Below are 13,694 nucleotides of genomic sequence, written 5' to 3'. Positions count from 1 at the left end.
TCGCATCGCTGGCAAGCCGGCTCCTGTTTTTACCAATCGACCGAGTAACTCATGCTCAGCGTGCGGCCTTCGGCATTGGCGTACGGCGCTCTGGCGTTGGCTTGGGTGAACAGGTTCTGGTACGTGCGATTGGTCAGGTTGTACACGCCGCCTTCAAGACGACCGACCGGCAGTTGCACGGAGCCGAGCAGGTCCACCAGCGTATAACCTTCGATGTCGCGTCCATTGTCGTCCTTGGCGGCGGCATCGTAATTGGCCAAACGCATGCCTTGCAGGCGAAGCGTGTAGTCGTCTTCGGTGTAGCCGACGAACAGGGTGGTCTTGGCGGGTGAGATGCGCGTGGCCGGCAGATCGATCCATTTGCCGTTCTGCTCGGTCTCGCCTTTGGCCCAGGCATAAGTGCCACCCACCGACCAGTGATCGGTCGCGCGGTAGGTCAGGCTGTTTTCGATGCCGCGAACTCGCTCTTTCTGGTTGATCAGGCGCAATACGCGATCATTGGCATCGTAGAACTGGGTCACGTCCGAGGTGTTTTCGTACACGGTGACGTCGGCTTGCCACTGGTCCCAATTGCCACGCCAGCCCAACTCGTAACTGTCGACCTTGATGGCCTGGGCGTTAAGACTCTGGATGTCGAAGGTGCTGCTGACGTCACGCATGAAGCGCTGGATATCCGGCAGCGAAAACCCCTGGCTGTAATTGGCGAAGACGTCCTGGTTTTCACTCAGGTGGTAGACCGCCCCCAGGTTGTACAGCGTGGCGTCGTATTTGAGGGTGTCACCGGGCAGCGTTGCGCGTATGCCGGTCTGGACGATCTGACCGTAGGCGATGCTGTCGGAGACGTCGCTTTCGATCCATTCACGGCGCACTCCGCCACGCAAGGTCCAGTCTCCGATGTCCCAGGACATCTGCCCGAACAGCGATTTGGTGGTGGTTTCGATGTCCGGGCCCAGCTCGTAGGTGGTGCCGGTCTTGGTGTAGTTCAGGCCATTGAGCGTGTATTGATCACCTCGTTGACGGGAGCGCTCATTGTCATAGTCGGCGCCCCAGACCAGATTGCCCGTGGCGCTTCCGATCGCCGGCAGCGGCGTGTCGATGGCCGCGCGCAGGCCGTAGACGTCCTGCACACTGTTGTTGTTGGAGATCCCGGCTCTGCCTCGCGACAGGTCTGGAAAGAACAGTGCATCGGCGCGGCGCCAGTAGCTTTCCAGTTGCAGGCCCTGACCGTAGAAGTCCTTGTCGGTGTAGTTGAGATTGACCGCCTGGTTATGGGTATAGGGTTGGTCGTCGAGTTTCAGCCCTTTGACGGCCACCGCTTGCTGCGAGTTTTTCGGGTCTTTGGTGTAGCCGGTGTCCTGCTGGTCCTTGTAGTCCTGCAGCGACAGGCTGATTTTCTTGTCGGCATCCAGTTCGTAACCGAAACGACCTTGCAGGTCATAGGTTTCGGTGTCCATGTTGCTGCCCTGGGAGGTGTCCTGGGGGATGCGGTTGCCATTGCCGTCGAACTGATCGTTGCGCTGGGTCAGGTCGGCGGACACATACCAGTCCAACGCATCCTTGCGCCCGGTGGCACTCTGGAAAGCTTCGTAGGCGAAGCCTTTTCTATTGAGGTTGTTACCGCTGGTCAGGCCCAGTTTGCTGCTGTAGGCAATGTCCTGGCCCTGATTGCGCTTGGTGATGATGTTGATGATGCCGCCTGAAGCACCGGCCCCGTAAATGCTGCTGGCGCCGGAGATCACTTCGATGCGTTCGATGCTGGCCGGGGCGATGCTGTTGAGCTGGCGGAAGTTGTCACGCGTGGCGTTCTGCGATACGCCGTCGATCAACACCAGCATGTTGCGCCCGCGCAGGGTCTGGCCGAAGTTGCTCATCCCGCCGCTGGATGGCGCAATACCCGGGACCAATTGCCCGAGGATGTCGGAGACCCGGCGACCCGCGCCGCTCTGCTCACGGACTTGCTGCTCGTCGATCACCTGGACCGAGCCCGGAATCGAAGCGATGCTCGCTTCGCTGCGAGTCGCGGACACGACGGTGGCTTGCATGTTCAAGGTGCCGGGCTGCTGTTCGGTGTCCTCGGCCCAGGCCTGGGCGCTGAAGGTGCCAAGTAGCGGGATCAGCAGGGAGAGTTTGGTTCGGGTCATGACGTGGTCTTTTTTAGTTGTGATAAGTGTGGGGCGATAAGGTCGAGCGGTCAGGCGTAGCGTTGAACGACCGCACCCAGCGGATGCCGATGGCGGCTATGGCGTAGGTCAGTGCCACCAGCCAGAAACTGTGGGCCAGGCCCACCAGGCCCATGCCGATGCCGCCAAGGACGACACCGAGCAGAGCACCAGCCTTTGCCGCACTGTTACCGAGGCCGAGCGCGAAGCCCTGCTGTGTGATGGAAACGGTGTTGGCGATCAGGGCATAGGCGACGGGCAGCAGGGCGCCTTGCCAGATGCCCCAGACGAGTCGGCTGACGAGAAAGCCCAGCCATTCATTGGCCAATGCCGTGGCCGCCAGCGTCAGGGCACATAACCAGGCCACGCCTTCGATGACGCGCAGGGTGTAGGCCGGCTGCCAGCGGTCGAACAGGCGTCCCCACAGCGGGGCGGAAATGGCCAGGGTCGCGGCGCTCGCCGCGTAGGTGGCGCCGATCAGCCAGCTTGGGGCATGCAGAATGTTCGCGACATATAGGGCGTAGAACGACTGCGGCATCATCTTCGCCGCCTGAATCAACACGATCACCAACAGGATTCCACTGAGCCAGCCTTTGGGCAGGGCCACCGGCTCAACAGGTTTTTTCTTCGCGGCTCGCGCCTTGTCGGCCGGCAGGAAAAAACTCCCCAGTGCGCACAGCAGGCAAATCGCCGTCGCGCCATAACACAGCAAGGCAAACCCCGAGACGTCCATCAGCCAGCCACCCAGCACCGGGCCGATCAACGAGCCGACGGCGGTTGCCGATTGCAGGCGGGCCAGGGTGTGACCCCGTCTGGCACCGTCGCAGCAGGCCAGGGCATAGGCTTGCGCGGCCGCGAGAAAACCGGCCAACGCGCCTTGCATCACGCGAATACCCACCAGCAGCCACGGGTCGAGAGTGATGGCCGCCAAGCCTTGGCACAGCGCGAGGGCCAGCAACGCCCGAACAATCATCGGTTTGTGCCCGGTGCGATCCCCCAGCCGACCCCACAGGGGGGTCAGCAACATGGCCGCCAGCATCGGGCCGGCATAGACCATCGCCGATAACAGCGCGGTGTAGCCGGCGCCTTCGGGCCCGAGCAGATGCTGGATCTGCAAGGGCCAGAACGGGCCGCTCATCTCCATGGCGCCCATGGAGACAAACTGGATGACGATCAGCAGTCGCAGGGCGCGACCGTCAGCGAGCATGGGTGTTGGGTCGCAGCGGGTTACTCAGGCGTCCGACGATGTCGGCATGACTGTCGAGCAAGCGCATGCGCATGAATGATTTGGCGGGCCAATCCTGTTCCAGCAAGGCCTGGCGCTCGCTTTCCCAGCGTGCCGGTTCAACGCGCTCGCGCAAGGTCTCGAAGCACTGTGCAACGCGCGCTGCCAATCGCTCCCACAGGATATTTTCCGGCACATTCCAGTGGCGGGCACAGAGCAACGTCAGCTCACCGAGGTGGCACATGAAGGTGGTGTGCAGGAGTTTGTCGCGGACAAAACCTGAGTCGTCATACAGGGTCATTTTCGGATCGTGCAACTGGAGATCCAGACCCTTGACGTGCAGGGTTTTGCGATCGATACGAACGTCGCCGAAATCACGCAACAGCAGCCGATTCAACTGCCCGTCAGCGCCCATCACCATGAAGCTGTTTTGCTGGTGCGCTTCGAACGCCACGCCGTACATCAGATAGATGCCCAGCAGACTCGGTACGGCAATCGCCAGGTAATCATCGAAGAACGCCAACATGGCCGCGCTGTCGTCACCGCCCTGAGCCAGCTTTACCCAATCACGCAGCAACGGTTGTTCGAATTCGTTGACGGCGAACAGGCTGCCGACCGGCACCGCCAACTCGCCTGCTTGCAGCAGGGTCAGCGGGTTGTCGCGATACAGCACGCCAGCATGCCGGGAGCGTTCGTCATCGGCCGGCAGTGGTGAGTAATGCACACCGATGCGCTCTGGAACGATGTTCAGCAGGCGTTGAATCTGCGGTTCCTGATCGAGGATATCCAATACCAGTTGGCTGATGCGCGGACCCATCCGGGCCGAGCGCGGCGACACGGTGCGCTGCACGCTGGTCAGGCGCAAAGCCACCGGCAGTTTGACCATCGGTGCCGTGCGACTGGCCTGCGGCAGGACCGTGCGGAAGGACATGGTCGGGTGGCCGGTAAACGCCACGATGTCAGTGACGATCAGCAGGTTGTCGGCGATCTCGTTGGCGAATGAATGTGGCAGCTCTTCATGGGCTTGCCATGGGTGCGACGGCAGCGGGAGGTAGTCCTTTGCGTCCAGGCCCAGCTGCTGCAAATGGCGTTGCAATTGCTCGGCGGCTTGTGGGAAGTGACCTTGCCACCAATCCCAGTAGTCCGTGGTGCCAGCCAGCGCTTCAACATGTGCGTACTGGCGGTGCAGGGCGCACAGCACGATCGGAAAACTCGCTTCGAATTCTGGCGAGAAAGCGATGACCTGAGCGGCGCTCAAGCCCAGTTTGGTCTTGTAGTTCGGGTGCCACGGATGGCCGAGAGTCCCCCACTGTTCGAGCAGCGATGTAGGGTTCTGGTGGCAGGGGCTGGCTTTGAGCCAGGCGAGCAGATTGTCATCGTATCCGGTGTCGATCTGCTCTCTCAGGCGCTCGGTCCATCCGTGGTGAAACGCCAGGCACAGGGTGTCGTTGCTGAAGCTGTCATCCAGCTCCCGGGCCAGACGTTCCAGTACCTGCGGGGAGGCTGGCGGATTGAGCTGAGTGCTGAGGTGAGCGAGCAGTTCGCTGGGCAACTGGATTTTGTGCGGCAGTTTGTCGGGGGTGTGCAGGACGATGCTGCCGCGTACGTCCCAGCTGTTCATTCTGCTGCTGGACAAATGCTCGAAGCAAAGATGCGCGCCATCGCCAAGCGGCAGCCAGCAGCGGCTGGTGTCGTCGTATTCGCAGGTGTCGGGATCAATCAGCTCTTCACGGAACAGCGCCTGGATCAGGCGTTGGAAACAGCGCTGGGCGGCGGGCTCCAGGGCATTGCTCAAATGATCGAGCGTGATGCGGTGGGACTGGAAAGCCTGAGTACCGAGAGCTTCGCTCCAGTGAGCGAGCAATTGCTGCTGTTGTTGCGTGTAATCGCGCATCAGGTCCGACTCCTTCTGGACAATTGATTCTGAAAGCGCGCAAAGAATACCGTTTTGAAAAATTAATGCAAATGATAGTGGTTCATATTTACACTTCGGAAAATGCCTTTCAGGCTCTGGCCTGCGGTTTGCTCAAGACGATGTAGTGCTCGCCCACTTTCTGCGCATAGCACTCCACGACTTGCTGACACAGCGCCACGATTTCTTCGACCCACTCCACACCCACCCGCCACGACACCACCACCGGCAAATTCGCTGGTCGCTGATCGATGGCCAGCAAGGTCAACTCTCCCCGGGCCAATTCCTCGGCCACCAGCACGGGCGACAGTGCGCCTATACCGAAACCGTCCCGCAGCAATCGGGTAATCGCCGACACCGAGTTCACGCAGTTCAGCCGTGGCGCCATGACCCCGTTGGCCTGCATCAGGCTCAAGATGTCCTGGTGCGGACGGGAGTTTTTCGAATAGGTGATGATCCGCTCCCGTGCCAGGTCGGCGACACCTGAATACTCACGGTTGTAGATGGAATTGCTGGCCACGATCCAGCCCATCGGATGACTGGCCAGCTCCAGGCTGCGCACGCTTTCCTGGCGCAGCAGGTCGGTTTGCAGGATCAGATCGAGAAAGCCTTTTTGCAGCTGATCGCAGAGGTTGAGCGCGGTATCGGCCACCAGCTCGATTTCCACCAGCGGATAGTGATCCATCATCTGTGCCACCAACGGGCTGAGCCAGGTGTGGATCACCGTGTCCATGACGCCGATCCGCACCCGCCCGGCCTTGCTCGAACGCGTTTCGATCGACTGCTTGAGCGACTGCATCGTGTCCATCATCTGCTCGGCATATTCGAGCACTTTCAGGCCTTCGGGGGTCAGGCTCACACCGCGGGAGTCGCGCAGAAACAGCTTCACCCCAAGCTCGCTTTCGAGCACGGCGATGCGGCTGGAAATCGACGCTTGGGTGGTGAAGAGCTTGTCTGCCGTCAGGCGAAAACTCTTGAGTCGGGCAACCCAGACAAACGTCTCGAGAAACTTCAGGTTCATGGGGTCAGCTCGTGGATAAAGTTTTTCTTATGTCTAGGGCGGGTTTTTATTAGTTGGACGCAGCAGGGCCAACCGCCCAAAAATCAGGCCATCCGGTTCCCACGATAGGCGTCGTCGGGGCTCAGAACAATACCAATAAAATATGCACGGAGATTTTGCCATGAGTGCGCCCGACACCCTCGACATCCCCAAAACCACGGCTCGCCCGGGACCTTTTGACTGGTACCGCAACATCAACAAGCAGGAGCGTCGCACGTTCTGGAGCTGCAAGATCGGCTATGGCCTGGATGGCATGGACACCCAGATGCTCAGCTTCGTGGTACCGACCCTGATTGCCATGTGGGGCATCACCACCGGCCAGGCCGGGCTGATCCACACCAGCACCCTGATCGCCTCGGCCATCGGTGGTTGGGTGGCGGGGATTCTCTCCGACCGCATCGGTCGGGTGCGTACCTTGCAACTGACGGTGCTGTGGTTTGCGTTCTTCACTTTCCTCTGCGGCTTCGCCCAGAACTACGAGCAACTGTTGATTAGCCGCACGTTGATGGGCTTCGGTTTCGGTGGTGAATGGACCGCCGGCGCGGTGCTGATGGGCGAAGTGATCCGCGCCAAGGACCGTGGCAAAGCCGTCGGCATGGTGCAGTCGGGTTGGGCGTTGGGGTGGGGGCTGACAGCGATTCTGTATGCGCTGCTGTTCTCGCTGTTGCCGCCCGAAGACGCCTGGCGGGCACTGTTCATCCTCGGCATCGTGCCGGCGATTTTCGTGATCTTCGTCCGTCGCCTGGTCAAGGACCCAGAAATCTACCGCGAAGCCAAGGCCAGGCAAGAGCCAAGCAACCCGGCGAAGTTCTACGAGATTTTCTCCCCTGGCATCCTCTTCACCACGATTCGCGCTTCGATATTGACCACCGGCGCCCTCGGCGGTTACTACGCGATCACCTCCTGGCTGCCGACGTTTCTGAAAAACGAACGGGGCTTGAGTGTACTCGGCACGGGTGGTTATCTGGCGATGGTGATCATCGGGTCCTACATCGGTTATGTAATCAGCGCGTATCTGACTGACATCCTTGGTCGTAAAAAGAACTTCATTCTGTTTGCCGTCGGCTCGTTCACCATTGTTTTGCTGTACACCCAATTGCCGGTCAGCAACGGCGTGATGCTCTGGCTGGGCTTCCCCTTGGGCTTCTTCGCTTCGGGGATTTTCAGCGGCATGGGTTCGTTTCTGACCGAGTTATTTCCAACGCGGATTCGCGGCTCGGGCCAGGGTTTTTGCTACAACATCGGTCGGGCGTTGGCAGCGTTGTTTCCGCTGCTGATCGGCTTGCTCAGTCAGAAGGTGCCATTGAGCGTGGGAATCGGGGCTTTCGCGGCGGTGTCCTACGGGGTGGTGATCCTGGCGGCGCTCAGCTTGCCGGAAACCCGTGGCAAACAACTCGACGCCGAATAACCGAATGTCCGGTAACTGATAATCTGAGGGGCAGATGCCCTTCAGCTAAAAAGACAAAAGCCTACAGGAGTGTTCACCGTGAACCGCCTGCTATTGAACTGCGACATCGGCGAGAGTTTCGGCAACTGGACCATGGGTCTGGACGCCGAGGTCATGCCCTTCATCGACTGCGCCAACATCGCCTGCGGTTTCCATGCCGGCGACCCGAGCATCATGCGCAAGACCGTCAGCCTGGCCCTGAGCAACGGCGTGCAGATCGGCGCGCATCCGGCCTATCAGGATCTGGTCGGTTTCGGCCGCCGCTCCATGGCGTATACCGCCCAGGAACTGCAGGACCTGTTGCACTACCAGATCGGTGCCCTCGACGGCATTTGCCGGGCTCAGGGCGGGCGGGTGAGTTACGTCAAACCTCACGGCGCGATGTACAACGACATGATGGCCAACCCGGCGCAATTGCGCGCGGTGATCCAGGCCGTGGCGGCCTATGACCGGACGCTGCCGCTGATGCTGATGGCCACCCGCGACAACAGCTCCGCCCAGCAGTTGGGCGACGAATACGGCGTGACCCTGTGGTTTGAAGCCTTCGCCGATCGCGCTTACGACAGCGCCGGAATGCTGGTCTCGCGGCAACTGCCGGGTGCCGTGCATCACGATCCCGAGAAAATCATCGAACAGGCGCTGATCATTGCCCGCGGTGACAACCTCACGGCCAGCGATGGCAGCGCCTTGCGCTTGCAGGCCAATACCTTGTGCGTACACGGTGACAACGCCAGTTCGGTGGCCGCCGTGCGGCGCATTCGCGAGGCCTTGAATCAGCAGAGCGCATCATGAAACCACGGGTGGAAGTGGTGGCGCTCGATTGCCTGATGGTGCGCCTGTTCGATGAAATTGCCGAGGCCAATATGCCGTGGATGCTGGCTGCCAGTGAGCGTTTGCGAGAAGCATTCGCCAGCCATTTGATCGATCTGGTGCCGTCCTACACAACGTTGATGGTGCATTACGATCTGATGGCATTGAACCCGGCCCAGGCCCGGGAGTTGATCGCTCAAGCCCTGATCGATCTGACGCCCAACGCTCGGGCCAAGGGTAAATGCCATGTGCTGCCGGTCTGGTATGACCCGAGTGTCGGTCCGGAACTTGGCTTGTTATCTCAACGCAGCGGACTAACGGTGCAAGAGGTGATCCGCCGCCATAGCGAACACGAGTATCAAGTGTTCGCGTTGGGCTTCGCGCCGGGGTTCGCGTTCATGGGGTTGGTGGAAGAAGTGTTGGCCGCACCGCGTCTGAGTACCCCGCGCAAAAAAGTCGCCGCCGGCAGTGTCGGCATTGCCGAACGCCAGACGGCGGCTTATCCGGTAGTGTCTCCCGGCGGCTGGAACCTGATCGGTCGCACACCGGCCAAATTGTTCGACCGTGAACGCGACGGCTACAGCTTGATGCAACCGGGCGACACGGTGCGCTTCGAGGCGGTCAGTCATGCCGAGTTCATCAACCTGGGCGGTGACGACACGCCGTTGGAGACCTTGGCATGAGCCGACTGACGATTGAAGCAAGTACACCGCTTTGCCTGTTGCAGGACGCCGGGCGATTTGGTGTGCGGCATCTGGGCGTGACCCAGGGCGGCGGGCTGGATTGGCGGTCGATGTCGTGGGCCAACTGGTTGCTGGGCAATGGGCTGGATGCATCGGTGATCGAAATCACCCTCGGCGGGTTCAGTGTGGTGGCCGAGGACGATTGCTTGCTGGCATTGGCTGGTGCCGATCTTGGGGCGCAGATTGATGGCCAGCCCCTGGCGCCGTGGCGCAGTTTCAAACTGGGCAAAGGTCAACGATTGCAATTCACGCAACCGTTGCTTGGCGCTCGGGCGTACCTCGCGGCACCAGGCGGGTTTGATGCGCCGAAGGTGCTGGGCAGCACTGCGACTGTGGTGCGTGAGGAACTCGGCGGCCTCGACGGCATGGGCCGGGCGTTGGCCAAGGGATCGTCTTTGAAGTACTCCACCGAGGCGCCGCTGCTGGTACGGGAACTGCCTCGCGAGCACGTTCCGGATTTCAACCTCGATACGCCGCTGGACCTGGTGCTTGGTGCGCAAATCGGTGAATTCAGCGGGCAGAGTCTGTTTGACGCGTTCAACAGCGCCTGGACCCTCGACAGTCGCGCCGATCGCATGGGTATTCGTCTGTTGGGAACGGCATTGCAGTATCAGGGCCAGCCGATGATTTCCGAAGGCATCCCGCTGGGGGCGGTCCAGGTGCCGCCGGATGGGCAGCCGATTGTGCTGCTCAATGACCGGCAGACCATTGGCGGTTATCCGCGGTTGGGGGCGTTGACACCGTTGGCATTGGCGCGGCTGGCGCAGTGTTTGCCGGGGGCGAAGGTGCGGTTGAAACCGGTGGTGCAGGACGTCGCGCATCGCGAACAAGTCGAGTATTTGCGCCGGTTTGTTAACCGTTAAAAGCTTCGCGGGCAAGCCTCGCTCCTACAGGTTCAATGCATGACGCACGAACACCGAAACCTGTAGGAGCGAGGCTTGCCCGCGAAGGCGGCATCACAGACAACAACAATCTTTATTTGGAAAGAAACCGCATCCCTTCCTCCAACCCCCGCAACGTCAGCGGATACATTTGATCATCGATCAAATCCCGCACGATGTTGGTCGACGAGGTGTAGCCCCAGGTGTCTTTCGGGTACGGGTTGATCCAGATGAGCTTCTTGTACTTTTCCTTGAAGCGCTGCATCCACACGTAACCGGCTTCTTCGTTCCAGTGCTCGACGCTGCCGCCGGCCTGGGTGATTTCATAGGGCGCCATGGCGGCGTCGCCGATGAAGATCACTTTGTAGTCGGCGCCGTATTTGTGCAGCAAGTCCTGGGTGGCGGTGCGCTCGGAGGTGCGGCGCATGTTGTTCTTCCACACCGATTCATAAATGAAGTTGTGGAAGTAGAAGTACTCCAGATGCTTGAACTCGGTCTTGCAGGCCGAGAACAGCTCTTCGCAGATCTTCACGTGGGCATCCATCGAGCCGCCGATGTCGAACAGCAGCAGCAACTTGACGGTGTTGCGCCGCTCCGGACGCATCTGGATGTTCAACAACCCGGCATCGCGCGCGGTGTGGTCGATGGTGCCGTCGATGTCCAGTTCTTCCGCCGCGCCCTGACGGGCGAATTTACGCAAGCGACGCAGGGCGACCTTGATGTTGCGCGTGCCCAGTTCCACCGAATCGTCGAGGTTCTTGTACTCGCGCTGATCCCAGACTTTCACCGCTTTGCCCTGACGCTTACCGGCATCGCCGACCCGAATGCCTTCCGGGTTGAAACCGCCGGAACCGAACGGGCTGGTGCCGCCGGTGCCGATCCATTTGTTGCCGCCGGCATGGCGTTCTTTCTGTTCTTCCAGGCGTTTCTTGAACTCTTCGATCAGCTTGTCCAGGCCGCCGAGGGACTGGATCGCGGCCCGCTCTTCGTCGGTCAGGGAGCGTTCGAATTCCTTGCGCAGCCAGTCTTCGGGGATCAACGCCTGAAGGTGATCGTCGAGTTTTTCCAGGCCATTGAAGTAGGCACCGAACGCCCGGTCGAACTTGTCGAAATGCCGTTCGTCCTTCACCAGGATCGCCCGCGACAAGTAATAGAACTCGTCCATGTCGGCGAAGGTCACGCGCTGTTTCAGCGCGTTGATCAGGTCCAGCAGCTCACGCACCGAGACCGGCACCTTGGCTGCGCGCATTTCGTTGAACAGATTGAGCAGCATGGCGATCGCCCTTATTGGTACTTAGCGAGTGCCGCGACGGCTCATGAACGCCAGACGTTCAAGCAATTGCACGTCCTGTTCGTTCTTCACCAGGGCGCCTGCCAGCGGCGGAATGGCCTTGGTCGGATCGCGTTCGCGCAACACCGCTTCGCCGATGTTGTCGGCCATCAGCAGTTTCAGCCAGTCCACCAGTTCGGAGGTCGAGGGCTTCTTCTTCAGGCCCGGCACCTTGCGCACGTCGAAGAACACGTCCAGCGCTTCGCTGACCAGGTCTTTCTTGATGTCCGGGTAGTGCACGTCGACGATCTTCTGCAGCGTCACGCGATCGGGGAACGCGATGTAATGGAAGAAGCAGCGGCGCAGGAAGGCGTCCGGCAGTTCTTTTTCGTTGTTGGAGGTAATGATGATGATCGGACGTTTCTTGGCCTTGATGGTCTCGTCGATCTCGTAAACGTAGAACTCCATCCTGTCGAGTTCTTGCAGCAAGTCGTTGGGGAACTCGATGTCGGCCTTGTCGATTTCGTCGATCAGCAGAATCACCCGCTCTTCGGACTCGAACGCCTCCCAGAGCTTGCCCTTTTTCAGGTAGTTGCGAACGTCGTGGACCTTGTCCACGCCCAGTTGCGAATCCCGCAGGCGGCTGACCGCGTCGTATTCATACAGGCCTTGATGCGCCTTGGTGGTGGACTTGATGTGCCAGGTAATCAACTTGGCGCCGAAGGACTCGGCCAGTTGCTCTGCGAGCATGGTCTTGCCGGTGCCTGGCTCACCCTTGACCAGCAGTGGCCGCTCCAGGGTGATAGCGGCGTTGACCGCCAGCTTCAGGTCATCGGTGGCGACGTAGGCCTGGGTGCCTTCGAACTTCATCTGCTAATCCTCAAACGGTAACGCCGACCTGAACGGAACAGGGCGGGGCGCAATAGTTGTAGTGTCCGACTATAACGCGCAGCCCGGTCGACTGTGAACGCAGACGGGTTATTCAGTCTCTGAATGGGGCGTCACTTCGTGACTCATCCCGCATCCGGTTTGGGTCGTTCGTACTGGGCATTGAACGCCTCAATGAAGCCATTACGCAAAATCTGCAAAAACGCTTCAAATGCGCTGATATCTCGCTGGTGCACGCTGCCCCTGAGCTCGACGCGCGTGGCGAACTGGTTTTTCGCCTGGTTCTTCAGCACGTTCTCGGTGCCGCCGACGAGCGCTTCCCAGATGGAGCGGAAAATCCCTTTGTCCTTGTTCTCCACATCCTGTTGCCAGTTGAACACTTCGACGTCCCGCAACAGTGGCTTGATATAGCCGGTGAGTTGACCCTTATTGGCTTTGGCCTCGATGACCACGTCGCCGTGGCCGGCATTGAAGTCGAACTTGCCGTAGGCCGACGCGAAGTCGTTCAGGCGTTTGAGTTCAAGGTCCCTGGCGCGCAGGCGGAACTCGAAGTCTTCGAAATTGCTCAGCGGATCGAAGGTTGCCGTTGTTTCCAGCGGTGCATTCCCCGGTAACAGCGCCTTGCCATCGAAACGGGCATCGCGTTTGCCTTTGGTGTCGACTACGTTGGTCAGGTTGTAAATGTTGGCATTGACCTGAGTAGCGCTCAGGTTCACGGGTGGTTTTGAATTGAAGTTGTGAAAGGTGACCCGGCCATCGTTGATCCGCACTTCGTTCAGGGTAATCGGCAGCAATTTTTCCAACTGTGCCCGCCAGTCGGTGCCCTGACCGGTCTGGGAGTTTTTCTTGTTGGCGCCGCCATCGACGAAGTTCACCTCGGGTTTGTCGAACTGCGCCTTGGCCACCACGGCGTGGTCGTACCAGAGCGAGTGCCAGCTGACGGAGAGGTCGATCAATGGCGCGTTGACGAACGGCACCGGGACCTTGCCCTCGACCTTGACGATTTTCAGCCCGTTGATTTTGTAGGCGCCACGCCACAAGGCCAGGTCCACGTCGGTAACCTGCCCGCGATAGTCGCCCATGTTGGCCAATCGCTCGTTCAGGTAGTCACGCACGATGTAGGGCAGGGCGATATGCACGGCAACCAGCAACATGAGGAGGCCGGCGAGGGTCAACAGGGGCCAACTGTATCGACGCTTCATGGCGGCAAATCTCTGGCGGTGTAAAGCGGTTGACTGCTATGGCAGCCGGACGTTCGACTGACTGGACGACCACGAGCAACAGGCATACCTTGGAGGG

Annotated in this window: 11 protein-coding genes; 4 read left to right on the top strand and 7 right to left on the bottom strand. The window is 60.1% G+C overall.

The features are described from left to right. Positions 1 to 29: 29 nt before the first annotated feature. The 4 genes from LOY28_RS22495 to LOY28_RS22480 all read right to left on the bottom strand — a co-directional run bounded on the left by LOY28_RS22495 (position 30) and on the right by LOY28_RS22480 (position 6,317). Positions 30 to 2,141 carry a TonB-dependent receptor gene (locus LOY28_RS22495; protein ID WP_258612571.1) on the bottom strand — a complete coding sequence of 704 codons (2,112 nt, stop codon included), beginning with the start codon at positions 2,139 to 2,141 and terminating at the stop codon, positions 30 to 32. Positions 2,142 to 2,154: 13 nt separating this feature from the next. Beyond that, on the bottom strand, positions 2,155 to 3,366 hold the full coding sequence (locus LOY28_RS22490) for an MFS transporter (RefSeq protein ID WP_258612570.1): 1,212 nt from the start codon (positions 3,364 to 3,366) through the stop codon (positions 2,155 to 2,157). Beyond that, complete coding sequence (locus LOY28_RS22485; RefSeq protein WP_258612569.1) at positions 3,356 to 5,278, bottom strand: IucA/IucC family siderophore biosynthesis protein; 1,923 nt, start codon at positions 5,276 to 5,278, stop codon at positions 3,356 to 3,358. The genes LOY28_RS22490 and LOY28_RS22485 overlap by 11 nt, the downstream gene beginning before the upstream one ends. A 109-nt stretch (positions 5,279 to 5,387) precedes the next feature. Next, the gene (locus tag LOY28_RS22480; RefSeq protein ID WP_086944846.1) at positions 5,388 to 6,317 is read right to left on the bottom strand and encodes a LysR family transcriptional regulator; all 930 of its coding nucleotides are present in this window, start codon (positions 6,315 to 6,317) and stop codon (positions 5,388 to 5,390) included. A 160-nt stretch (positions 6,318 to 6,477) separates the two neighbouring features. On the opposite strand from LOY28_RS22480, the gene LOY28_RS22475 reads away from it, so the two are divergent. From LOY28_RS22475 to LOY28_RS22460, 4 genes are all read left to right on the top strand, one after another. Further along, positions 6,478 to 7,764, top strand: coding sequence for an MFS transporter (locus LOY28_RS22475; RefSeq protein WP_258612568.1), 1,287 nt, complete (start codon positions 6,478 to 6,480; stop codon positions 7,762 to 7,764). A gap of 78 nt (positions 7,765 to 7,842) precedes the next feature. Beyond that, on the top strand, positions 7,843 to 8,595 hold the full coding sequence (locus LOY28_RS22470; protein WP_258612567.1) for a 5-oxoprolinase subunit PxpA: 753 nt from the start codon (positions 7,843 to 7,845) through the stop codon (positions 8,593 to 8,595). Beyond that, a complete protein-coding gene (pxpB, locus tag LOY28_RS22465; RefSeq protein WP_028939352.1) occupies positions 8,592 to 9,296 on the top strand; it encodes a 5-oxoprolinase subunit PxpB in 705 nt (234 codons plus the stop codon). Before LOY28_RS22470 ends, pxpB begins: the two co-directional genes overlap by 4 nt. Further along, on the top strand, positions 9,293 to 10,219 hold the full coding sequence (locus LOY28_RS22460) for a biotin-dependent carboxyltransferase family protein (RefSeq protein ID WP_258612566.1): 927 nt from the start codon (positions 9,293 to 9,295) through the stop codon (positions 10,217 to 10,219). The genes pxpB and LOY28_RS22460 overlap by 4 nt, the downstream gene beginning before the upstream one ends. A gap of 112 nt (positions 10,220 to 10,331) precedes the next feature. Here LOY28_RS22460 and LOY28_RS22455 read toward each other — a convergent pair whose 3' ends face one another. From LOY28_RS22455 to LOY28_RS22445, 3 genes are all read right to left on the bottom strand, one after another. Continuing rightward, complete coding sequence (locus LOY28_RS22455; RefSeq protein ID WP_007934103.1) at positions 10,332 to 11,510, bottom strand: VWA domain-containing protein; 1,179 nt, start codon at positions 11,508 to 11,510, stop codon at positions 10,332 to 10,334. A 21-nt stretch (positions 11,511 to 11,531) separates the two neighbouring features. Beyond that, entirely contained in the window at positions 11,532 to 12,377 is an 846-nt protein-coding gene (locus LOY28_RS22450) for a MoxR family ATPase (protein WP_018926745.1), read from the bottom strand. A gap of 143 nt (positions 12,378 to 12,520) precedes the next feature. Then, positions 12,521 to 13,597: a DUF748 domain-containing protein gene (locus tag LOY28_RS22445; RefSeq protein WP_018926744.1), complete on the bottom strand. Its 1,077-nt coding sequence runs from the start codon at positions 13,595 to 13,597 to the stop codon at positions 12,521 to 12,523. Positions 13,598 to 13,694: the final 97 nt, after the last annotated feature.

Source organism: Pseudomonas sp. B21-017, from assembly GCF_024749245.1.
Classification (GTDB): Bacteria; Pseudomonadota; Gammaproteobacteria; order Pseudomonadales; family Pseudomonadaceae; genus Aquipseudomonas.
Note: the sequence above shows the minus strand (reverse complement) of the source record. Positions and strands in the feature narration are given on the sequence as shown.